General features: G+C 74.4%; 19 protein-coding genes and 1 pseudogene. 12 read left to right on the forward strand and 8 right to left on the reverse strand.

What is annotated here, in order from left to right; translation table 11 throughout:
* Positions 1–121 precede the first annotated feature (121 nt).
* From ACWDXC_RS35055 to ACWDXC_RS35085, 7 genes are read left to right on the forward strand one after another with little or no spacing between them, the layout of a single operon-like run.
* The gene (locus ACWDXC_RS35055) at positions 122–3,739 is read left to right on the forward strand and encodes a nitrate reductase subunit alpha (RefSeq protein WP_449989614.1); all 3,618 of its coding nucleotides are present in this window, start codon (positions 122–124) and stop codon (positions 3,737–3,739) included.
* The gene (narH, locus tag ACWDXC_RS35060; protein WP_449989376.1) at positions 3,739–5,289 is read left to right on the forward strand and encodes a nitrate reductase subunit beta; all 1,551 of its coding nucleotides are present in this window, start codon (positions 3,739–3,741) and stop codon (positions 5,287–5,289) included. Before ACWDXC_RS35055 ends, narH begins: the two co-directional genes overlap by 1 nt.
* A complete protein-coding gene (gene narJ, locus ACWDXC_RS35065) occupies positions 5,286–5,948 on the forward strand; it encodes a nitrate reductase molybdenum cofactor assembly chaperone (RefSeq protein WP_449989379.1) in 663 nt (220 codons plus the stop codon). The genes narH and narJ overlap by 4 nt, the downstream gene beginning before the upstream one ends.
* Positions 5,945–6,637 carry a respiratory nitrate reductase subunit gamma gene (narI, locus tag ACWDXC_RS35070; RefSeq protein ID WP_449989381.1) on the forward strand — a complete coding sequence of 231 codons (693 nt, stop codon included), beginning with the start codon at positions 5,945–5,947 and terminating at the stop codon, positions 6,635–6,637. Before narJ ends, narI begins: the two co-directional genes overlap by 4 nt.
* The gene (locus ACWDXC_RS35075; protein ID WP_449989383.1) at positions 6,634–8,097 is read left to right on the forward strand and encodes a nitronate monooxygenase; all 1,464 of its coding nucleotides are present in this window, start codon (positions 6,634–6,636) and stop codon (positions 8,095–8,097) included. Before narI ends, ACWDXC_RS35075 begins: the two co-directional genes overlap by 4 nt.
* Positions 8,094–10,712: a multicopper oxidase domain-containing protein gene (locus ACWDXC_RS35080; protein ID WP_449989386.1), complete on the forward strand. Its 2,619-nt coding sequence runs from the start codon at positions 8,094–8,096 to the stop codon at positions 10,710–10,712. Before ACWDXC_RS35075 ends, ACWDXC_RS35080 begins: the two co-directional genes overlap by 4 nt.
* Positions 10,709–11,146 (forward strand): hypothetical protein, encoded by a 438-nt coding sequence (locus ACWDXC_RS35085; protein WP_357587918.1) that lies wholly within the window; start codon positions 10,709–10,711, stop codon positions 11,144–11,146. Before ACWDXC_RS35080 ends, ACWDXC_RS35085 begins: the two co-directional genes overlap by 4 nt.
* A gap of 22 nt (positions 11,147–11,168) precedes the next feature.
* Here ACWDXC_RS35085 and ACWDXC_RS35090 read toward each other — a convergent pair whose 3' ends face one another.
* Positions 11,169–11,762 (reverse strand): ankyrin repeat domain-containing protein, encoded by a 594-nt coding sequence (locus ACWDXC_RS35090; RefSeq protein WP_449989390.1) that lies wholly within the window; start codon positions 11,760–11,762, stop codon positions 11,169–11,171.
* A 118-nt stretch (positions 11,763–11,880) separates the two neighbouring features.
* Entirely contained in the window at positions 11,881–12,405 is a 525-nt protein-coding gene (locus ACWDXC_RS35095; protein WP_364180040.1) for a GlcG/HbpS family heme-binding protein, read from the reverse strand.
* Positions 12,406–12,585: 180 nt separating this feature from the next.
* Here ACWDXC_RS35095 and ACWDXC_RS35100 point away from each other — a divergent pair, with 180 nt between their 5' ends.
* Positions 12,586–13,734: a sensor histidine kinase gene (locus ACWDXC_RS35100; protein WP_449989394.1), complete on the forward strand. Its 1,149-nt coding sequence runs from the start codon at positions 12,586–12,588 to the stop codon at positions 13,732–13,734.
* Positions 13,731–14,354 carry a response regulator gene (locus ACWDXC_RS35105; RefSeq protein WP_449989397.1) on the forward strand — a complete coding sequence of 208 codons (624 nt, stop codon included), beginning with the start codon at positions 13,731–13,733 and terminating at the stop codon, positions 14,352–14,354. The genes ACWDXC_RS35100 and ACWDXC_RS35105 overlap by 4 nt, the downstream gene beginning before the upstream one ends.
* Here the strand turns inward: ACWDXC_RS35105 and ACWDXC_RS35110 are convergent.
* On the reverse strand, positions 14,338–14,748 hold the full coding sequence (locus ACWDXC_RS35110; protein ID WP_449989400.1) for a MerR family transcriptional regulator: 411 nt from the start codon (positions 14,746–14,748) through the stop codon (positions 14,338–14,340). The genes ACWDXC_RS35105 and ACWDXC_RS35110 overlap by 17 nt on opposite strands.
* A 49-nt stretch (positions 14,749–14,797) precedes the next feature.
* Between ACWDXC_RS35110 and ACWDXC_RS35115 the strand changes: the two genes are divergently transcribed.
* On the forward strand, positions 14,798–15,673 hold the full coding sequence (locus ACWDXC_RS35115) for an NAD(P)-dependent oxidoreductase (protein WP_449989403.1): 876 nt from the start codon (positions 14,798–14,800) through the stop codon (positions 15,671–15,673).
* A gap of 86 nt (positions 15,674–15,759) precedes the next feature.
* Here ACWDXC_RS35115 and ACWDXC_RS35120 read toward each other — a convergent pair.
* The 3 genes and pseudogenes from ACWDXC_RS35120 to ACWDXC_RS35130 form a co-directional block, all read right to left on the reverse strand.
* Positions 15,760–15,915 (reverse strand): annotated as a pseudogene (locus tag ACWDXC_RS35120) (DUF1707 SHOCT-like domain-containing protein); the annotation flags it as partial.
* Positions 15,916–15,922: 7 nt separating this feature from the next.
* Entirely contained in the window at positions 15,923–16,741 is an 819-nt protein-coding gene (locus tag ACWDXC_RS35125) for an ABC transporter permease (RefSeq protein ID WP_449989406.1), read from the reverse strand.
* Entirely contained in the window at positions 16,738–17,682 is a 945-nt protein-coding gene (locus ACWDXC_RS35130) for an ATP-binding cassette domain-containing protein (protein ID WP_449989409.1), read from the reverse strand. Before ACWDXC_RS35130 ends, ACWDXC_RS35125 begins: the two co-directional genes overlap by 4 nt.
* Before the next feature lie 80 nt (positions 17,683–17,762).
* Here ACWDXC_RS35130 and ACWDXC_RS35135 point away from each other — a divergent pair, with 80 nt between their 5' ends.
* A complete protein-coding gene (locus ACWDXC_RS35135; RefSeq protein WP_449989412.1) occupies positions 17,763–18,518 on the forward strand; it encodes a TetR/AcrR family transcriptional regulator in 756 nt (251 codons plus the stop codon).
* On the opposite strand, the gene ACWDXC_RS35140 is transcribed toward ACWDXC_RS35135, so the two are convergent.
* The gene (locus ACWDXC_RS35140; RefSeq protein ID WP_449989415.1) at positions 18,481–18,795 is read right to left on the reverse strand and encodes an alpha/beta fold hydrolase; all 315 of its coding nucleotides are present in this window, start codon (positions 18,793–18,795) and stop codon (positions 18,481–18,483) included. The genes ACWDXC_RS35135 and ACWDXC_RS35140 overlap by 38 nt on opposite strands.
* Before the next feature lie 129 nt (positions 18,796–18,924).
* Here ACWDXC_RS35140 and ACWDXC_RS35145 point away from each other — a divergent pair, with 129 nt between their 5' ends.
* Entirely contained in the window at positions 18,925–19,671 is a 747-nt protein-coding gene (locus tag ACWDXC_RS35145; protein ID WP_449989417.1) for a class I SAM-dependent methyltransferase, read from the forward strand.
* 16 nt (positions 19,672–19,687) lie between these two features.
* Here ACWDXC_RS35145 and ACWDXC_RS35150 read toward each other — a convergent pair whose 3' ends face one another.
* On the reverse strand, positions 19,688–20,023 hold the full coding sequence (locus ACWDXC_RS35150; RefSeq protein WP_449989420.1) for a cupin domain-containing protein: 336 nt from the start codon (positions 20,021–20,023) through the stop codon (positions 19,688–19,690).
* Positions 20,024–20,029 lie beyond the last annotated feature (6 nt).

Here is a 20,029-nt window from a genome sequence, read left to right on the forward strand (position 1 = left end):
TGGGCCCATCGGGCCCGCACCTAGGGACTTTGGTCCCTGCCGGGACAGGCGTCCCCACCACGAGGCTGAACTCATCCGACGGTGAGGAAGACCTGTGACTGATATCGACGCCATCCCCGGCATGGGGCCGCTGCTCGCCGCCCGCGCCTTCTTCACCAGGTCGGAGGTGTCGGCGGACGGCCGCACCCTGCACCAGGTGGACCCGAGCGCCTGGGACCGCTTCTACCGGGACCGGTGGTCGCACGACAAGGTGGTGCGCTCCACCCACGGCGTGAACTGCACCGGCTCGTGCTCCTGGCAGGTGTTCGTCAAGGACGGCCTGATCACGTGGGAGCACCAGGCGACCGACTACCCGTCGGTGGGGCCGGAGTCGCCCGAGTACGAGCCGCGCGGCTGCCCCCGTGGCGCGTCCTTCTCCTGGTACACCTACTCGCCGTCGCGGGTGCGCTATCCGTACGTGCGCGGGGTGCTGCTGGAGATGTGGCGCGAGGCCCGCGCCCGGCTGGGTGACCCGGTGCTGGCGTGGGCGGAGCTGACCGGCGACCCGGAGCGGGCGCGGGCCTACAAGCGGGCGCGCGGCAAGGGCGGCATGGTCCGGGCGAGCTGGGACGAGGCCGTCGAGCTGATGGCCGCCGCGCACGTCCACACGATCAAGGAGTACGGGCCGGACCGGGTGGTGGGGTTCTCGCCGATCCCGGCGATGTCGATGGCCTCGTTCGCCGCGGGCACCCGGTTCCTGTCGATGATCGGCGGCACGCTGCTGTCCTTCTACGACTGGTACGCCGACCTGCCGATCGCCTCCCCGCAGGTGTGGGGCGACCAGACGGACGTGCCCGAGGCGGCGGACTGGTGGAACTCCCGCTACCTGATCATGTGGGGCTCCAACATCCCGGTCACCCGCACGCCCGACGCCCACTTCATGACCGAGGCGCGCTACCAGGGCACCAAGGTCGTCGCGGTCAGCCCCGACTACGCCGACAACGTCAAGTTCGCCGACGACTGGCTGGCCCCGCACCCGGGCACGGACGGGGCGCTGGCCATGGCGATGGGGCACGTGACGCTGACGGAGTTCTTCCGCGACCGCACGGTCCCGTACTTCACCGACTACGTCAGGAAATACACCGATCTGCCGTTCCTGGTGACGCTGGAGCCGCGCGGGGACGCGTACGTGCCCGGCGGGTTCCTGACCGCCGCCGACCTCGGCGAGGAGAGCGAGAACGCGCGGTTCAAGACCGTCCTGCTGGACGAGCCGACCGGCCGCCCGGTCGTGCCGAACGGCTCGCTCGGCTTCCGCTGGGGGCAGGAGGGCGAGGGCCGCTGGAACCTCGGCCTGGACGGCGTCACGCCGAAGCTGACACTGCTCGGCGCGCCGGACGCGGTCGCCGTCGACCTGCCGCGCTTCGACACCGGCGACACCGAGGGCGGCGCCGCGATGCGGCGCGGCGTCCCGGTCACCGAGGTCGGCGGCAGGCTCGTCACCACCGTGTTCGACCTGCTCATGGCCCAGTACGGAGTGGCCCGCGACCTGCCGGGCGAGTGGCCGGCGTCGTACGACGACGCCGCCCAGCCGTACACGCCCGCCTGGGCGGAGGAGATCACCTCCGTGCCCGCGGCGACGATCACCCGGATCGCCCGGGAGTTCGCCCGCAACGCCGAGCGCACCCGCGGCCGGTCGATGATCGCGATGGGGGCGGGCACCAACCACTGGTTCCACTCCGACCAGATCTACCGCTCCTTCCTCACGCTGGTGCTGCTGACCGGCTGCCAGGGCGTCAACGGCGGCGGCTGGGCGCACTACGTCGGCCAGGAGAAGGTCCGGCCGGTGACCGGCTTCCAGCATCTGGCGTTCGCCTTCGACTGGCAGCGGCCGACCCGGCACATGGCCGGCACCGCGTTCTGGTACCTGGCCACCGACCAGTGGCGCTACGAGCGGATCGGCGCGGACGAGCTCGCCAGCCCGCTCGGCCCCGGCAGGTTCGCGGGCAGGTCGTTCGCCGACTGCAACGCCCAGGCGGCGCGGCTCGGCTGGCTGCCCTCGCACCCGACGTTCGACCGCAACCCGCTCACCCTCGCCGACGAGGCCGCCGCCAAGGGCGTCCCGGCGGCCGAGCACGTCGTGGCCGAGCTGAAGTCCGGGCGGCTGCGCTTCGCCGCCGAGGACCCCGGCGACCCGGCCAACTTCCCGCGCGTGCTCACCGTGTGGCGGGCCAACCTGCTCGGCTCCTCGGGCAAGGGCAACGAGTACTTCCTGCGCCACCTGCTCGGCGCCGACGCCGAGACCCGCAACGAGGAGGGGCTGCGGCCCGCCGAGGTGACCTGGCGCGAGGAGGCCGCCGAGGGCAAGCTCGACCTGCTGACCACGATCGACTTCCGGATGACGTCCACGGCGCTGTTCGCCGACGTGGTGCTGCCCGCCGCGACCTGGTACGAGAAGCACGACCTGTCCTCGACCGACATGCACCCGTTCGTGCACGCGTTCAACCCGGCCATCGCGCCGCCGTGGCAGGCCCGCAGCGACTACGACGCCTTCCTCACGCTGGCCGACCGCTTCTCCGAGCTGGCCGCCGCCCACCTCGGGCGGCGCACCGACGTGCTGGCCGTGCCGCTCGCCCACGACACCCCGGACGAGCTGGCCCAGCCCGGCGGCCGGGCCCTCGACTGGAAGCACGGCGAGTGCGAGCCCGTCCCCGGCCGGACCATGCCGAAGATCGTGACGATCGAGCGCGACTACGCCGCCGTCGGCGAGCGGATGCGCGCCGTCGGCCCGCTCTTCGAGGAGCTGGGTCTGACGACCAAGGCCGTCACGTACGAGGTCGGCCCCGAGCTCGACCACCTGCGCGCCAAGAACGGCGTCACCCCCGGCGGCCGGATCTCCCTGGAGAGCGCCGACCGGATGTGCGAGGCGATCCTGGCGCTGTCCGGCACCACCAACGGCAGGCTGGCCACGCAGGGCTTCGAGACGCTGGAACGGCGCACCGGCACCCGGCTGGCCGACCTGGCCGCCGAGCACGAGGGCAAGCGGATCACGTTCGCCGACACCCAGACCCGGCCGCAGCCCGTCATCACCTCACCCGAGTGGTCGGGCTCGGAGACCGGCGGGCGCCGCTACTCCGCCTTCGTCATCAACGTCGAACGCGACAAACCGTGGCACACGCTGACCGGCCGCCAGCACTTCTTCCTCGACCACGAGTGGATCGCCGAGCTGGGCGAGCAGCTTCCCGCCTACCGGCCGCCGCTCAACATGCGCCGCCACTTCGGCGAGCAGGGCGACGGGGACGCGGCCGAGGTCACGGTCCGCTATCTCACCCCGCACTCCAAGTGGTCGATCCACTCCGAGTATCAGGACAACGCCTACATGCTGGCGCTGTCACGCGGCGGGCCGACGATCTGGATGAGCGACGCCGACGCGGCGAAGATCGGGGTCGCCGACAACGACTGGATCGAGGCGTACAACCGCAACGGCGTCGTGGTCGCCCGCGCGGTCGTCTCGCACCGGATGCCGGCGGGGACCGTGTACATGTACCACGCCAAGGACCGCAACGTGAACGTGCCGCTGACGGAGAGGTCCGGCAGGCGCGGCGGCGTGCACAACTCGCTCACCCGCCTGCTGCTCAAGCCCAGCCACCTCATCGGCGGCTACGCCCAGTTCACCTACGGCTTCAACTACTACGGCCCGACCGGCAACCAGCGTGACGAGATCACGGTGATCCGCCGGCGCGGCCAGGAGGTGACGTACTGATGCGCGTGCTCGCCCAGGTCGCCATGGTGATGAACCTGGACAAGTGCATCGGCTGCCACACCTGCTCGGTCACCTGCAAGCAGACCTGGACCAACCGGGACGGCGTCGAGTACGTGTGGTTCAACAACGTCGAGACCAAGCCCGGCGTCGGCTACCCCAAGCGCTACGAGGACCAGGAACGCTGGCGCGGCGGCTGGCAGCTCGACCGGCGCGGCCGGCTCAAACTCCGGGCCGGCGGCCGGGCCAGGCGGCTGCTCAACCTGTTCGCCAACCCCGACCTGCCGCAGCTCGACGACTACTACGAGCCGGCGACCTACGACTACGACACGCTGATCAACGCGCCCGCCGGCCCGCACACCCCGGTCATCCGCCCCAAGTCGGCCATCACCGGCGACGACCTGACCATCACCTGGGGCGCGAACTGGGAGGACGACCTCGGCGGCGCCCCCGAGCACGCCCACGGCGACCCCAACCTGGCCGCGATGGCGGAGAAGGTGCGCCTGGAGTTCGACCGGACGTTCATGTTCCACCTGCCGCGCATCTGCGAGCACTGCCTCAACCCCGCCTGCGTCGCCGCCTGCCCGTCGGGCGCCATGTACAAGCGCGAGGAGGACGGCATCGTCCTGGTCGACCAGGACCGCTGCCGAGGCTGGCGCATGTGCGTCTCGTCGTGCCCGTACAAGAAGGTGTACGTCAACCACCGGACCGGCAAGGCCGAGAAGTGCACGTTCTGCTTCCCGAGGATCGAGGCCGGGCAGCCGACCGTCTGCGCCGAGACGTGCGTGGGCCGGCTGCGCTACATCGGCCTCGTCCTGTACGACGCCGACGCCGTGCTGGACGCGGCCCGGGTCGCCGACCCGCGCGACCTGCTGGAGGCGCAGCGGAAGGTGTTCCTGGACCCGGACGACCCCGCCGTGGCCGAGGCCGCCCGCGCCTCCGGCATCAGCGACGACTGGATCGAGGCGGCGCGGCGGTCGCCGATCTACCGGCTGGCCATGCGCTACCGGGTGGCGCTGCCGCTGCACCCGGAGTACCGGACGCTGCCCATGGTCTGGTACATCCCGCCGCTGTCGCCGGTGCTCGACGCGGTCACCGGGGCGGGCGCCGACGCCGACGACCCCGACAACGTCTTCCACGCCATCACCGAGCTGCGCATCCCGCTGGACTACCTGGCGAGCCTGTTCTCCGCCGGGGACACCGAGGTGGTGGCCGGGGTGCTGATGAAGCTGTCGGCGATGCGCGCCCACATGCGGGCCCGGACCCTCGACGGCGCCGTCTCCGGCGACCTGCTGGAGTCCGTCGGCATGCCGGCGGCCGACCTGGAGGAGATGTACCGGCTGCTGGCCATCGCCAAGTACGAGGAGCGCTACGTCGTGCCCGCCGCGCACCGCGAGGACGCCGCCGCGCTGTCCGCCCAGGCCGGCGGATGCAGCCTGGACGGCGACGGCGGGCCCGGCATGAGCGAGTTCCACCCCGCCGCCCTCACCGGCCGCCGCACCGACGGCCGGACGGGCCTGAAGCTCTTCGTGGGCAAGGGAGGCACGCCGTGAAGCTCCTGACCAGGCGCGCCGCCCGCGCCGAGGACGCGCCCGGCCGGGCGACCCTGTTCCGGCTGGTCTCCCTGCTGCTGCAGTATCCCGACGCCGGGCTGCTCGCCGCCCGCCCCGGGCTCGGCCGCGCCGCCGCGACGCTGCCCGCCTCGCCCGCCCGCGACGCGCTGGAGCGGTTCCTGCGCTGGTTCGCCGACGCGGAGCCGATGCCGCTGGCCCGCGCCTACGTCGAGACGTTCGACCTGCGCCGCCGCTCCAGCCTCTACCTCACCTACTACCTGCACGGCGACACCCGCCGCCGCGGCATGGCCCTGCTCACGCTGAAGCAGCGCTACCGGGTGGCCGGGCTCACCCCGCCCGACGGCGAGCTGCCCGACTTCCTGCCCGTGGTGTGCGAGTTCGCCGCCCTGGCCGGGCCCGCCGCCGGCGAGGCGCCGCTGCGCCAGCACCGCAAGGGCCTGGAGCTCATCCGCACCGCCCTGCACGACAGCGGGTCCCCGTACGCGCTCGTCCTCGACGCGCTCTGCGCGGAGCTGCCCGGACTGTCGGCGGCCGAGCAGGCCGCCGTCGCCGACCTCGCGCTCGCCGGGCCGCCCGCCGAGGAGGTCGGGCTGGCGCCGTTCGGGCCGGCCGTGAACGAAATGGAGGCGCGGCCATGAGCGTCGCCCTGTGGGTCGTCGTCCCGTACATCGCCCTGACGGTCTTCGTCGTCGGGCACGTGTGGCGCTGGCGCGTCGACCAGTTCGGCTGGACCACCCGCACCACCCAGGTGCTGGAGAGCCGGCTGCTGCGGCTCGGCTCGCCGCTGTTCCACCTCGGCGTGCTCGCCGCGATCGGCGGCCACGCCCTGGGCCTGCTGGTGCCCAAGAGCTGGACCGAGGCCGCCGGCGTGTCCGAGCACGTCTACCACCTGGTGTCGGTGACCGCCGGGACCGTCGCCGGGGTGATGGTGGTGGCCGGGCTGGCGCTGCTGCTGGCCCGCCGCCTCACCAGCCCGCGCGTCCGCCGCACCACCACCCGCACGGACAAGGCGCTGTTCGCCGTCATGGCGGTGGTGATCCTGCTCGGCATGGCCGGGACCGTGGGCGAGAACCTGATCGGCGGCGGCTACGACTACCGGGCGACGATCGCCGTCTGGTTCCGCGGCGTGCTGACCCTGCGCCCCGACCCGTCGCTGATGACGGGCGTGCCGCTGATCTTCCAGCTGCACGCGCTGTCGGCGTGGGTGTTCCTGGCGATGTGGCCGTTCACCCGGCTCGTCCACGTGTGGTCGGCGCCGGTCGCCTACCTGTGGCGGCCCTACGTCGTCTACCGCCGCCGCACCGCGCGCCCCGGGAGCACCCGGTGACCGGCCGCCCGTTCGCCACCCCCGGCGGCCCGGGCGCGCTCGTCCCCGCCCCGGCGGTCCCGCTCCTGATCCAGGGCGGCATGGGCGTGGGGGTGTCCGGGTGGCGGCTGGCCCGCGCCGTGGCCGCCACCGGGCAGCTCGGCGTCGTGTCCGGCACCGCGCTGGACGCCACCCTGGCGCGGCGGCTGCAGCGCGGCGACCCCGGCGGGCACCTGCGCCGGGCGCTGGCCCGCTTCCCGGCGCCCGAGGTCGCCGAGCGGGTGCTCGGCCGCTACTTCGTGCCCGGCGGGGCCGATCCCGGGCTGCCGTACCGGCCGGTGCCCCGGCTCGGGCTGCGGCCCAGCCGCGCCCGCGACGAGCTGGCCGTGGTCGCGAACTTCGCCGAGGTGTTCCTCGCCAAGGAGGGCCATGACGGCCCGGTCGGGATCAACTACCTGGAGAAGATCCAGATGGCCACGCCCGCCGCCGTCTACGGGGCGATGCTGGCCGGCGTCGACTACGTGCTCGTGGGCGCCGGCATCCCGGCGGAGATCCCGAGGCTGCTCGACGACCTGGCCGCGCACCGGCCCGCCCGCGTCGCCGTCACCGTGGCGGGCGGCGACGACACCGGCCACCACGCCGAGCTGGACCCGGGCGCGCTCCTCGGCCTCACCCGGCCGCTCGCCCGGCCCCGGCTGCTGGCCATCGTGTCCTCGCACGTCCTGGCCCTCTACCTGGCGCGCACCCCGGCCACCCGGCCGGACGGCTTCGTCCTGGAGACGCCCGTCGCCGGCGGCCACAGCGCGCCGCCGCGCGGCCGGATGCGGCTCGACGCCGACGGCCAGCCCGTCTACGGGCCGCGCGACGAGCCCGACCCCGCGAAGATGGCGGCGCTCGGGCTGCCGTTCTGGCTGGCCGGAGGCTACGGCACGCCCGGCGGCCTGGCGCGGGCGCGGGCGGCCGGGGCCGCCGGCATCCAGGTCGGCTCGGCGTTCGCGCTGTGCCGCGAGTCCGGCCTCGACCCCGGGCTGCGGCGGCGGCTGCTGCGGCAGGCCGCCGACGGCACGCTGGAGGTCCGCAACGACCCGCGCGCCTCGCCGACCGGCTTCCCGTTCAAGATCGCCGACCTGCCGGGCACGCTGTCGGACGCCACCGTGTACGCCGACCGGCCCCGCCTGTGCGACCTGGGCTACCTGCGCACCCCGTACGTGAGACCGGGCGGCGGGATCGGCTACCGCTGCGCGGCCGAACCGGTCGACGCCTACGAGCGCAAGGGCAGGCCCGCCGAGGAGGCCGACGGCCGCCGGTGCCTGTGCAACGCGCTGCTCGCCGCCGTCGGCCTCGGCCAGCACCGGGCCGACGGCTACCGCGAGCCCGCCCTGCTCACGCTCGGCCAGGACGCCGGCTTCCTCACCGGGCTGCCCGAGGACCACTCCGCCGCCGACGTCGTGGACCGCATCCTGCGCGAGGTGACCCGGTGACCAGGCAGGAGATCCCCGTCGAGGTGCGCGTCCGGCCGGGCCCGGCGCGCCCGCGCGCGTCGTGGCACCTGCGGGCGAACGCCATCGTCGTCGGCTGGCTCGGCCTGACCCTCGCCGCGGCGCTCGCGGGCGACGCGCTGCCGGCGCCGCGCTGGCTGCTCGTCCACGTGTTCCTGCTCGGCGCGGTCTCGACCGCGATCCTCATCTGGAGCGAGCACTTCGCCGTCGCGCTGCTGCGCACCCGCGCGCCCGCCCGGCACGGCAGCCTGGCGCGGCTGGCCCTGCTCAACGCCGCGACGGCGGCGATCCTGTACGGGGTCGGTGCCGGGCCGTGGCAGCCCGCCGTCGCCGGGGCGGCCGTGGTGGTGGCCGTGGTGCTGTGGCACGCGTACGTGCTGGTCACGCTGCTGCGCCGGGCGCTGCCTGGCAGGTTCGGGCACGTCATCGGCTGGTACGTGAGCGCGGCCGTGGCGCTGGCGGCCGGAGGCGCGCTGGGCGGGCTGCTGGCCGCGCAGCCCGGCGGCGGCGTGACGCACGAGCGGCTCCAGGCTGCGCACGCCGAGGCGAACGTGCTCGGCTGGGTGGGCCTGACCGTGCTGGGCACGCTGTTCACGCTGTGGCCGACCGTGCTGCGCACCCGCATGCCGGACGGCACCCGCCGCGCCTCCCGGATCGGGCTGTGGCTGGCCGCGCCGGGTCTGGCCGCCGCCGTCGGCGCGCTCGCGGCGGGCTGGCGGTGGGCGGCCACCGCGGGACTGGTCCTGTACGCGGCCGGGGCGCTGACGGCGCTGGCCCCGCTCGTCCCGGCGGTACGCGCGCGGCGCCCGCACACCGGGGCGGCCTGGACGCTGGGGGCCGGTGTGGTGTGGTTCGAGGTGGCGCTGGCGGCGAACCTGGTCGTCGTGGCCACCCGGCCGGCCGGGCAGGTGGCCGCCGCGCTGGAGCCGCTGCTGCCGCTGGTGCTCGCCGGGTTCGTCGCCCAGGTGCTGCTCGGCTCGCTGCTGCACCTGCTGCCCGCCGTGCTCGGCGGCGGCCCGGTCCGGTTCAAGGAGAACGCCGCCCTGCTGGAGCGCGGCTGGAAGGCGCGGCTGGCGGCGCTCAACCTGGGCGTGCCGCTGCTCGCGCTGCCGGTGCCTGAGCCGCTGCGGCTGGTGGGCTGGGCGCTGGTGCTGGCCGCCGTCGCCGCGTTCGTGCTGCTGGCCGTGCTCGCGCTGGTCCGGTCCCGTACCGGGGCGGACGCGGACGGGACGCGGGCCGGGCGCGCGTCCACGTGGCCCGCGGTGGCCGGGGTGGCGGCCGGATGCCTGCTGACGGCGGGCGCGGTCGTCGTGTCGATGACCGGCACGGGCGGCCCGCCGGTGACCGTCACCGCCACCGGGGCCCGCACCGTGGAGGTGACGCTGTCCGGCATGAGGGTCCGGCCCGCCGTGATCGAGGCCCCCGCAGGCACCGTGCTGACGCTGCGGGTCACCAACGCCGACGCCCAGCGGCACGACCTGCGGCTGGCCACCGGCGAGCGCACCCCGCTGCTGGGAGCGGGGGAACGCGCCACGCTGACGCTGGCCCCGCTCGCCGCGCCGGTGGACGGCTGGTGCACGGTCGCCGGGCACCGCGCCGCCGGCATGACCATGCGCATCGTCCCCTCGGGCGCCCGCACCGAGGCCCGGTCCGAGGCCCGGTCCGACGTCCAGTCCGACGCCGGGGCCGCCACCGGGCACGACGGGCACGCCACGGCGGGCGGCCTCGACCTGGGCGCCCCCATGTCGCCGGGCTGGAGCCCGTACGACGCGGCGCTCGACCCCGCGCCGGGCGGCACCGAGCACGCCGTCGAGATCCGCGTGGACGACACCGTCGTGCGGGAGGTCGCGCCCGGCGTGCGGCAGCGGGTGTGGACGTTCGACGGCACCGTGCCCGGCCCGGTGCTGCGCGGCAAGGTCGGCGACGTCTTCACCGTGACGTTCGTCAACGGCGGCACCACCGGCCACGGCATCGACTTCCACGCCGGGGCCAACGCGCCCGACGGCGTCATGCGCACCATCGAGCCGGGGGAGCGGCTCACGTACCGCTTCCGGGCCGGGTTCGCCGGGGCCTGGCTCTACCACTGCTCCACCATGCCGATGAGCCAGCACATCGCCAACGGCATGTTCGGCGCGGTGATCATCGACCCTCCCGGCCTGCCCGCCGTGGACCGGGAGTACCTTCTGGTACAGAGCGAGCTCCACCTCGGCGAGCCGGGCGGCGACGCGCAGGTGGCCAAGATCCGCGAGGGCCGGCCGGACGGCTGGATGTTCAACGGCACCGCCGCCGGCTACGACCACGCGCCGCTGACCGCCAGGGCCGGCGAGCGGGTGCGGATCTGGGCCGTGGCCGCCGGTCCGAGCTCGGGCACGGCCCTGCACGTGGTCGGGGCGCCGTTCGACACGGTCTACAAGGAAGGGGCGTACCAGGTGCGCACGAACGATCCGGGCGCCGCCCAGGTGCTGGACCTGGCCCCGGCCCAGGGCGGCTTCGCCGAGCTGGTCTTCCCCGAGCCGGGCACGTATCCGGTGGTCGACCACACGATGCGGCACGCCGAGGCGGGCGCGCACGGCCTGTTCCGGGTGGGCGCCCGATGACGTGGTGGGCGGTGGTCCGGTTCCTGCACGTGCTGGCGGCGGCGCTGTGGGTCGGCGGGCAGCTCACGGTCTCGCTGGTGGTGCTGCCGCTGGCCCGGCGGCAGCTCGACGACCGGCTGCGGGCCCAGATGCTGACCGCGGTCGGCCGCCGGTTCGGGGTGATCACCGCCGCGGTGTTCCTGCCCGTGCAGCTCGCCACGGGCGTGGCGATCGCCTGGCACAAGGGCGTCACCTGGGACTCGCTGGCCGAGCCCGGCTACGGGCGGATCCTGGCGGCCAAGCTGCTGCTCTTCTGCGCGGTCATGGTGGCCGCCGCGCTGCACGGCTGGGCCAGCGGCGCCGGCCGCCGCGCCCTGGCCCGGGCGCTGGCGATCTCGTCGCTGATCGGGTCGATCGGCGTCATCCTGCTGGCCACCGCCCTGCCCGTGACCTGAGCCGGCGCGGGCCCGCGCGGCGTCAGTGCGCCCCGGCCCCGCGCAGCAGGGCGGCCACCTCGGTCTGCTGCTTGGCGACGGCGTGGGCGAGCGGGGTGACGCCGTCGCGGTCGGCCAGGTCGACGTCGGCGCCGGCCGCGATGAGCAGGCGGACGATCTCCTGGTGGGCGGGGCCGCCGTCGCCCAGGATGACGGCCTCCAGGAGCCCGGTCCAGCCGAGGTCGTTGACGTGGTTCACGTCGATGCCGGTCTTGAGCACCTCGCGCACGTAGTCGACGTGGCCGCGCTCGCAGGCGGGGATGAGGGAGACGCCGCCGTAGCGGTTGCGGATCGTCAGGTCGGGGCCGGCCGGGAGGAGCGCCCGCAGCATCTCGACGCTCCCGGTCACGCCGGTGACCAGCCACGGGGTGTCCTGCCTGGCGTCCTGCGCGTCGGGGTCGGCCCCGGCCGCGACGAGCACCTTGGCGGCCTCGACGTGGTCGGCCGCGGCGGCCAGCAGCAGCGCGGTGCGGCGCTGCCCGTCACGGGACTCGACGTCGGCCCCGGACGCCAGCGCGTCGCGCACCGCGGCGGCGTCACCGCGCGCGGCGGCGGCCCGTAGTTCCTCGTTGAGCACGTTGTCTCCTTTCACACCGTCTCGCGTCCGGGAACCGCAGGCCGCGAGCAGCAGCCCGATCCCGCAGGCCAGAATCGTCCGGCGCCTCATCCCATCATCCTGCACGTCGGAGGGCGGTTCAGCCGAGCTGCCCGGCGACCGCCTTGGCGCCGGCGAGGGCGATGGCCTCGTCGATCTCGCCGCTGGGGGCGCCGCCGACGCCGATGCCCGCGACGGGGGCGCCGCCGGAGGCCACGGGAACGCCGCCGCCCAGGAACAGGGTGCCCGGGATGTCGGCGATGTTCGGGCCGGAGCCGGTCAGGCCCTTGGCGAGCTCGCTGGTCGCCCGGCCGAAGGACACGGCGGTGAACGCCTTGCGCCGGGCCGACTCCTCGGTCTGCGGGCCCGCGCCGTCGCCCTTGAGCACCAGCCGGGTCGCGCCGGACCGGTCGACGATCACCACCGTGACGCGCTGCTTCAGCTTGGCGGCCTCCTTCAGCGCGGCGTCGGCGACCTTGAGCGCGGCGCCGGCCGACAGCGTGCCCGTCTGGACGACGGCGGGGGCGGGCGCGGCGGCCTGGACGGGGGAGGGGGCGGCGGTCAGGAGCGCGAGCCCCGTGACGGCGCCGGCGATCAGGCGGGTGCGGAACGATCCGGTCATCATGTCTCCCAAGGTCAGCGGGTGAAGCTTGCGGTCCCAGCCTGCCGCCGGGCGGGCCCGCCGCCATCGCGAGGACGGACGATCCCCGCGCGCCGATCGGCCGGGCCGCCGGTCAACCGATCGGTTGATCCGCCCTCCGACCACAGGGGATAACGTCGGAAGATGAGCGGACGGGGAGGGGTGATGAGGGAGCGCACGTGGCTCAACTGGGCCATGCACGTGGGGTTCTACCTGCTGCTCGTGGCCTCCGCGCTGCGGCTGGTGTCGCGGCACGGGCTGGTCGCGCAGACCGTCGCCGCCCTGGTCGTCTGCGCCGTCCTCGCGGTGGCGTACGCGGTGGGGATCGTGTTCTGGGGCCGGCTCGGGCGCGGCCGGCTGGTGTGGCTCGGCTGCGTGGCCGTGATCTGGCTGGCGCTGGTGGTGCTCGCGCCGTCGTTCAGCTGGTGCGCGGTCCCGCTGCTGTTCGTGTGCCTGCGGCTGCTGAGCGCGCGCGGGTTCGCCGTGGCCGCCGCGACGCTCACGCTGATCGTCATCGCGGCCCAGCTCAAGATCGCCCGGGAGATCGACCCCAGCCTCATCCTCGCGCCGATCGGCATCGCCACCATGACCGCGGTGATCTTCTGGGAGCTCCAGCGGGAGAGCGCCGCCCGGCAGCTCCTCATCGACGACCTGATCCGCACGCGCGGCACGCTGGCCGACTCGCGGCACCGCACGGGCGTCCTGGAGGAGCGCGAGCGCCTGGCCAGGGAGATCCACGACACGCTCGCCCAGGGGCTGACCAGCATGGGCCTGCTGCTGCAGGCCGCCGACCGGATGTGGACGGCCGACCCCGCCCAGGCCCGCGCCCACGTCCGGCGGGCCGCCGCTGCCGCCGAGCAGAACCTCGACGAGGCCCGCCGGTTCGTCCGCGACCTCCAGCCGCCGGGCCTGGTCGACGTGACGCTGCCCGAGGCGCTGGCCCGCCTCGGCGAGAGCGAGGCGGGCGCGGCCCGGGTCCGCTTCCGGCTGGAGGGCGAGCCGTACCCGCTGGAGCCCGACGTGCAGGCGGCGCTGCTGCGGGTCGCCCAGGGCGCGCTGGCCAACGTCCGCGACCACTCCGGCGCCCGCACCGCCACCGTGACCCTGTCCTACCTCGACGGCGAGGTGACGCTGGACGTCTTCGACGACGGGACCGGGTTCGCCGAGCCGGTCCCGGCCCCCGGCCGGGGCTTCGGGCTGCGGGCGATGCGCGACCGGCTGGCGGAGGTGGGCGGCGTGCTGACCGTCGAGAGCGCGCCCGGCGAGGGGACGGCGGTCGCCGCCCGGGTGCCCGGCAGGATCGGGGAGCGATGAGGCTGTTCCTGGTGGACGACCATCCCGTGGTGCGGGCGGGGCTGGTGGCGCTGCTGTCCGGCGAGGACGACATGGAGATCGTCGGCGAGGCCGAGGGCGGGGCCGAGGCGCTGCGCGGCATCGCCGCCGCGCGGCCGGACGTCGTGCTCATGGACCTGCAGCTCGGCGACGGCCTCGACGGCGTCGAGGTCACCCGGCGCGTCCGCGAGCTGTCCCCGCCGCCGCAGGTCCTGGTCCTGACCACGTACGAGACCGACGCCGACATCATGCGGGCCGTCGACGCCGGGGCCACCGGCTACCTGCTCAAGGCCTGCCCGCCGGAGGAGCTGTTCCAGGGCATCCGGGCCGCGGCGCGCGGCGAGACGGTGCTGTCGGCCAAGGTGGCGACGCGGATGCTGCGGCGGATGCGCGAGCCCGCGCCCGCGCTCAGCGGCCGTGAGGTGGAGATCCTGGAGCTGCTGGCCAGCGGCGCGGGCAACCGGGAGATCGCCAGGCGGCTGTTCATCACCGAGGCGACGGTCAAGACCCACCTGGTGCACATCTACGGCAAGCTCGGCGTCGACACGCGCACGGCCGCCGTCACGGCCGCCGTCGAGCGGCGTCTCATCCGACTCCCGTGACGGCCAGGCCCGCGCCGTGGAAGGGCGGGTAGCTGTCGGCGCTCGTGCGCTCGGCCGCGACGATGTAGCGGGCCAGGGCGTCGCGCGACTGGGCGAGGCGGTCCATCTGGTCCTCCAGCCGCCGCATCCGCGCCCGCATGGCGTCCAGCAGCTCGGGACAGCCCAGCAGCTCAGGCTCCTCCCCGGCCGCGCACGGCAGCAGGTAGGCGATGTCCTCCGACGACAGCCCGGCCCCGAGCAGGTGGCGGATCTGCTTCACCCGCAGCACGGCGTCCTCGTCGTACTCGCGGTAGCCGTTGGACCCGCGCTCGGCCTCCAGCAGTCCCTGGGACTCGTAGTAGCGCAGCTGGTGGGCGTTGACGCCCGTCCGGCGACTCAGTTCCCCGATCCGCATCGCACCCTCACTTGACCTTCATACCGGTATCAACGTTGACGATGCTGGCATGAACAACGAAACCACCTCTTCCGTTACCGTTCTCGGGCTCGGGCTGATGGGCCGGGCGCTGGCCGGGGCGTTCCTCAGGGCCGGGCACCCCACCACCGTGTGGAACCGCACGGCGGCCAAGGCCGGCGACCTGGTCGCCGAGGGGGCGCGACCGGCCCCCACCGCCGCCGACGCGATCAAGGCGAGCCCGCTGACGATCATCTGTCTCACCGACTACCAGGCCGTGCGCGAGCTGCTGGCCACGGCCGACCTGGACGGCGCCACGCTGGTCAACCTGACGTCGGGCGACTCGGCCCAGGCCAGGGAGACCGCCCGGTGGGCCGGGGAGCGCGGCGCCCGCTACCTCGACGGCGCCGTCATGGCCATCCCGCCGTCCATCGGGACCGCCGGGGCGGTGATCCTGCACAGCGGGCCGCACCAGGACTTCGAGACGCACCGGCCGGTCCTCGAAGCGCTCGGCACCCTCACCTACCTGGGTGAGGACCACGGGCTGGCCTCGCTGTACGACGTGGCCGGGCTGGCCATGATGTGGAGCGTGCTGAACGGCTGGCTCCAGGGCGTGGCGCTGCTCAGGACGGCGGGCGTGGACGCCGCGACGTTCACGCCGTTCACGCGGATGATCGCCGAGGAGGTGGCCGGCTGGCTGCCCGGATACGCCGAGCAGGTCGACGCGGGCTCCTACCCGGCCGACGTGTCGGCCCTGGAGACCGACGTGCGGGCGATGGCGCACCTGGTCGAGGAGAGCGAGGCGGTCGGGGTCAACGCCGAGCTGCCCAAGCTCATCAAGGCGCTGGCCGACCGCGCGATCGCCGCCGGACGCGGCGGGGAGCAGTATCCAGTGCTGATCGAGGAGTTCGTCAAGCCCGGCGCCTGACCAGGGGCGTCAGCGGCGGGCGTGGCGGATCCGGCGGCCGCGGCGATCTCGGCCGTGGCGCCCGGGTCCTCCTCCGGGAGCGTGGCCGGCGCCGCCCGGAGCTCGCCGCGCGTCCCGGCGGTGAGCAGCCGGTGCAGGAGCCCGTCCATCTCCTCGTGCGTGACGTGGCCGTCGGCGTACGCGTCCCGCAGGCGCCGGACGGCCGCGTCACGGTCCTTCTCGGTGACCATGATCTCCTCCATGAGGCGTTCAGCGTCCTTTGCGCGCGTAGGCGCGCAGCGACAGCGGGACGAAGATCACCAGCAGCGCGGCCGACCAGAGCAGGACGGCGGCTACCGGATGCGTGAGCGGCCAGGCCGCGTCCCCGGGCAGGGCTCCCGGGCTGCCGGACAGCCGTCGGACGGCGGCGGTGAGCGCGCTCACCGGGTTCCACTCGGCGACGAACCGCAGCCAGGCGGGCATGCCGTCCGTCGGGACGAACGCGTTCGACAGCATCGTGAACGGCAGGCCCAGCGGCACCATCGCCTCGGCGACCTGCTCGTCCTTCACCGCCAGGCCCAGGTAGACGCCCACCCAGCCCAGCGCGTAGCGCAGCAGCACGATCAGCGCGAACGCCTCGGCGGCGGGGAGCAGGCCCTGCTGCGGCCGCCAGCCCACCAGCAGGCCCGTGACCACCATGACGCCCAGCAGCGGCACGCCGATCAGGGAGTCGGCCCCGCTGTGGCCGAACGGCACCGCCAGTCGGGCCATCGGCATGGAGCGGAAGCGGTCCATCACGCCCCGGGAGGCGTCGGCGGCCATCCGCCCCATGACCCCCTGCACGGCGGTGAAGGTCACCATCGCGAACAGGCCCGGCATGAGGTACGCGCGGTAGTCGCCGCCGCCCGGCACCTGGATGGCGCTGCCGAAGACGTAGCCGAACAGCAGCACCATGACGACCGGGAAGAGCAGCGCGGCGACGATCTGCCCGGGTTCCTGCCGTAACCGGCTCAGCTCGCGGCCGGCCAGGGTGAGGCCGTCGGTGAGCGTCCAGCGCAGGCGGCCCAGCGGCACGGGGATCACGGTCATCGGACGGGCTCCTTGCGGTCGGTGAGGCGCAGGAACACCTCGTCGAGGGTGGGGCGGCGCAGGCTCACGTCGGCGACGGCGACCCCGGCGCGGTCGAGGTCGCGCACGATGTCGGCGAGCCGGAGGCCGGTGGCGGGCAGGGCGACGCTGAGCCGGTCGGCGTCGGCCGTCGCGGGCTCGGCGCCGGCCAGGGCGTTCAGCACGGCCGCCGCCGCGGGCCGCGTGGCGGGGTCTTCGAGGACGACGTCGAGGCGGTCCCCGATCGTGGCCTTCAGCTCGTCCGGGGCGCCGGTGGCGATCACTTTCCCCTGGTCGACGACGGCGATGTCGTCGGCCAGCCGGTCGGCCTCGTCCAGGTACTGGGTGGTGAGCAGCACCGTGGTGCCGTCGGCCACCAGTTCGCGGACGCTGTCCCAGATCTCGCCGCGGCTGCGCGGGTCCAGGCCGGTGGTCGGCTCGTCCAGGAAGAGCACCTCGGGGCGGAGGATGAGGCAGGTGATCAGGTCGAGGCGGCGCCGCATGCCGCCGGAGTAGCCGCCGACCGGCCGGTCCGCGGCTTCCGTCAGGCCGAAGCGCTCCAGCAGCTCGTCGGCCCGGCGGTGCGCCTGACGCCGTGGCAGGTGGTAGAGCCGCCCGAACATGCGCAGGTTGCCCCGGCCGGTGAGCTTCTCGTCCACGGCGGCGTACTGGCCCGCGAGCCCGATCCGCTCGCGCACCTGGGCGGCCTCGCGGACGACGTCGTGCCCGGCGATGCGGGCGTGCCCGGCGTCGGGGGCGGACAGGGTCGCCAGGATGCGCACCGCCGTGGTCTTCCCGGCGCCGTTGGGCCCCAGCAGGCCGCAGACCGTTCCTCTCGGGACGCTCAGGTCCAGGCCCCGCAGGGCGTGGGTGTCGCCGAAGGACTTGCGCAGCCCTTCGGCGACCACGATGGGATCAGACACGGACACCTCCACTGGGTACGTTGTACGCGGTTATGTCGGCCAGGCTAAGCCACTGGGTACTATGTACGCAACAAGGAGGTGTGACGGTGGCGGACGCCGAGTACGTGAACATCTGGATGCGGCCCGAGCGCCCCGCCCGGGGGCCGAAGCCGGCCTACAGCCGCGCCCAGATCACCGAGGCGGCCGTCCGCATCGCCGACGCCGAAGGGCTGGAGGCCGCCACCATGCGGCGGATCGCCGCCGAGATCGGCGCCGGGGCGATGTCCCTCTACCGCTACGTCCCCAGCCGCGACAACCTGATCGAGCTCATGGCCGACCGGCTGATGGGCGAGATCGACGTCACCGGCCTGCCCTCCGGCGACTGGCGGGCCGACCTGACCCGCTACGCCGACGAGCTGCGGGCCATGTGGCTGCGCCACCCGTGGATCGCCGCCGTGCAGCGGTCGCTGCCCAGCTTCGGGCCCAACCAGCTGCTCCTGATCGAACGGCTGATGGGGGTGCTCGACCCCTTCGTCCCCATCGACGAGAACCTCAGCCTCGTGGGCCTCCTCAACAGCTACGTCGAGGGCACCGTCCGGGAGGAGATCAGCTCGGCCAGGGAGTTCCGCCTCAGCGGGCTCACCGAGCCGGAGTGGATGGCGCGCAGCTACCCGTACATCGACCAGCTCGTGAAGAGCGGGCAGTACCCGATCTTCGCGAAGATCGTGACGGAGGCGCGCCAGCCGCACCTGAGCCGCGACGAGCAGTTCCGCTACGGGCTCAGGCGGGTCCTCGACTGCATCGCCACGGCCGTCCCGCCTACGCCCTCCGGCGATCCCCGGCCAGGAACCCGGTGATCGTCGCCGCCTGGCCGAAGATCGCGTGACCGACGCCGGGAAGCAGCTTCACGCTCGCCCGAGGGACGCACCGGCGGATCCGCCGGGCGGTCCCCCGGGAGTCGAACATCGCGTCACGGTCTCCGGCGATCACGAGGACCGGCATGGCGAGGCCGCGCAGCGCCTCGTCGGGGAACACCGGCAGCCGCTCCCTGCGCGGGTTGGAGTGCGTGAACGTCAGGACGACCGAGTCGAGCGCCTCCCGGTCCCGCTCCGCGTCCAGCCCAGCGACCGCCATCGCCGACTCGCGCAATCGCGGTCATGCCGCCCAGCGAAGCCCTTGTCACCGTGTCAAGGTCAACCGGGGGCTCCGCGGTTCGCCCCCGCTGTGATGCAATGGCGGGACCAGCGGGGAGAGGCAGGGCTGATGTCCGGCACGCAGTTGTACGACACCATCGGAGCCGCCTACACCGCGACGCGGCGCACCGACCCCCGCGTCGCCGAGCGCATCCTGGCAGCGCTCGGCGACGCCAGGACCGTGCTGAACGTCGGGGCGGGCACCGGCTCGTACGAGCCCCGAGACCGCCGGGTCGTCGCGGTGGAGCCGTCGGCGCTCATGCGGTCGCAGCGCGCCCCCGACGCGGCGCCGTGCCTGGCCGGGTCGGCGGAGAGCCTGCCGTTCGGCGACCGGTCCTTCGACGCCGCGATGACCGTCTCCTCCGTCCACCACTGGCGGGACCCGATCGCCGGGCTGCGCGAGATGCGGCGGGTGGCCCGTCGCGTGGTCGTGTTCACGCACGACACCAGCGAGGCCGGATGGCTGCGGCGGTTCTGGCTCACGCGCGACTACCTGCCGGAGGTCGCCGGCCTGCTCACCGGCCGCCCGGCGATCACCGAGCTGGCCGCCGCGATCGGCGCCCGCACGGAGCCGGTGCCGATCCCGTGGGACTGCGCCGACGGCTTCTTCGAGGCCTACTGGCGGCGGCCGGAGGCGTACCTGGACGAGCGGGTCCGTCGCGGGATGTCGGTCTGGTCCAGGGTCGGGCCGGAGGCCGAGCGGCGCACGGTGCGCACCCTGCGCGACGACCTCGCCTCCGGCCGCTGGGCCGAACGCAACCGGGAGCTCCTCGGCCTCGACGCGGCCGAGCTCGGCCTGCGCCTCCTGATCGCCTGAACGCGCGGGCCGCCGGCTAGGCGCCGGGGCGCTCGTCGTAGTTGAAGCCGAAGGCGCGCACGCCGGTCTCCGTGCGGGGCCGGTGGCTGGTGCGCGGCCCGAAGGCGACGTACGTGCCGGGGCCGTGGGTGCGCTCGCCCTCGATGAGCTCGCCGCTGACGACGAAGTACGCTTCGCCGTACGTCTCGTGGACGTCCACGTCGGGCCATTCGGTCCCGGGGGCGAGGTCGATCACCCACGTCCGGATGCCCGGCATGCCGGGGAGCGTCCGCACGACCACGCCGGGAGCCAGCTCGTACGGCGGGACCGTCTCGACGTCCACGGGGAGCATCTGCCCGGGTTGTACCTCCATGAGGTC

Source organism: Nonomuraea sp. NPDC003214, assembly GCF_053590035.1.

What these genes read in the sequence shown, in the direction of transcription:
- ACWDXC_RS35055 (WP_449989614.1), top strand. Translation starts at nt 122, where the DNA reads ATGGGGCCGCTGCTCGCCGCCCGCGCCTTCTTCACCAGGTCGGAGGTG.
- narH (WP_449989376.1), top strand. Translation starts at nt 3,739, where the DNA reads ATGCGCGTGCTCGCCCAGGTCGCCATGGTGATGAACCTGGACAAGTGC.
- narI (WP_449989381.1), top strand. Translation starts at nt 5,945, where the DNA reads ATGAGCGTCGCCCTGTGGGTCGTCGTCCCGTACATCGCCCTGACGGTC.
- ACWDXC_RS35085 (WP_357587918.1), top strand. Translation starts at nt 10,709, where the DNA reads ATGACGTGGTGGGCGGTGGTCCGGTTCCTGCACGTGCTGGCGGCGGCG.
- ACWDXC_RS35095 (WP_364180040.1), bottom strand. Translation starts at nt 12,405, where the DNA reads ATGATGACCGGATCGTTCCGCACCCGCCTGATCGCCGGCGCCGTCACG.
- ACWDXC_RS35100 (WP_449989394.1), top strand. Translation starts at nt 12,586, where the DNA reads ATGAGGGAGCGCACGTGGCTCAACTGGGCCATGCACGTGGGGTTCTAC.
- ACWDXC_RS35105 (WP_449989397.1), top strand. Translation starts at nt 13,731, where the DNA reads ATGAGGCTGTTCCTGGTGGACGACCATCCCGTGGTGCGGGCGGGGCTG.
- ACWDXC_RS35110 (WP_449989400.1), bottom strand. Translation starts at nt 14,748, where the DNA reads ATGCGGATCGGGGAACTGAGTCGCCGGACGGGCGTCAACGCCCACCAG.
- ACWDXC_RS35115 (WP_449989403.1), top strand. Translation starts at nt 14,798, where the DNA reads ATGAACAACGAAACCACCTCTTCCGTTACCGTTCTCGGGCTCGGGCTG.
- ACWDXC_RS35125 (WP_449989406.1), bottom strand. Translation starts at nt 16,741, where the DNA reads ATGACCGTGATCCCCGTGCCGCTGGGCCGCCTGCGCTGGACGCTCACC.
- ACWDXC_RS35140 (WP_449989415.1), bottom strand. Translation starts at nt 18,795, where the DNA reads ATGGCGGTCGCTGGGCTGGACGCGGAGCGGGACCGGGAGGCGCTCGAC.
- ACWDXC_RS35145 (WP_449989417.1), top strand. Translation starts at nt 18,925, where the DNA reads ATGTCCGGCACGCAGTTGTACGACACCATCGGAGCCGCCTACACCGCG.
- ACWDXC_RS35150 (WP_449989420.1), bottom strand. Translation starts at nt 20,023, where the DNA reads ATGGAGGTACAACCCGGGCAGATGCTCCCCGTGGACGTCGAGACGGTC.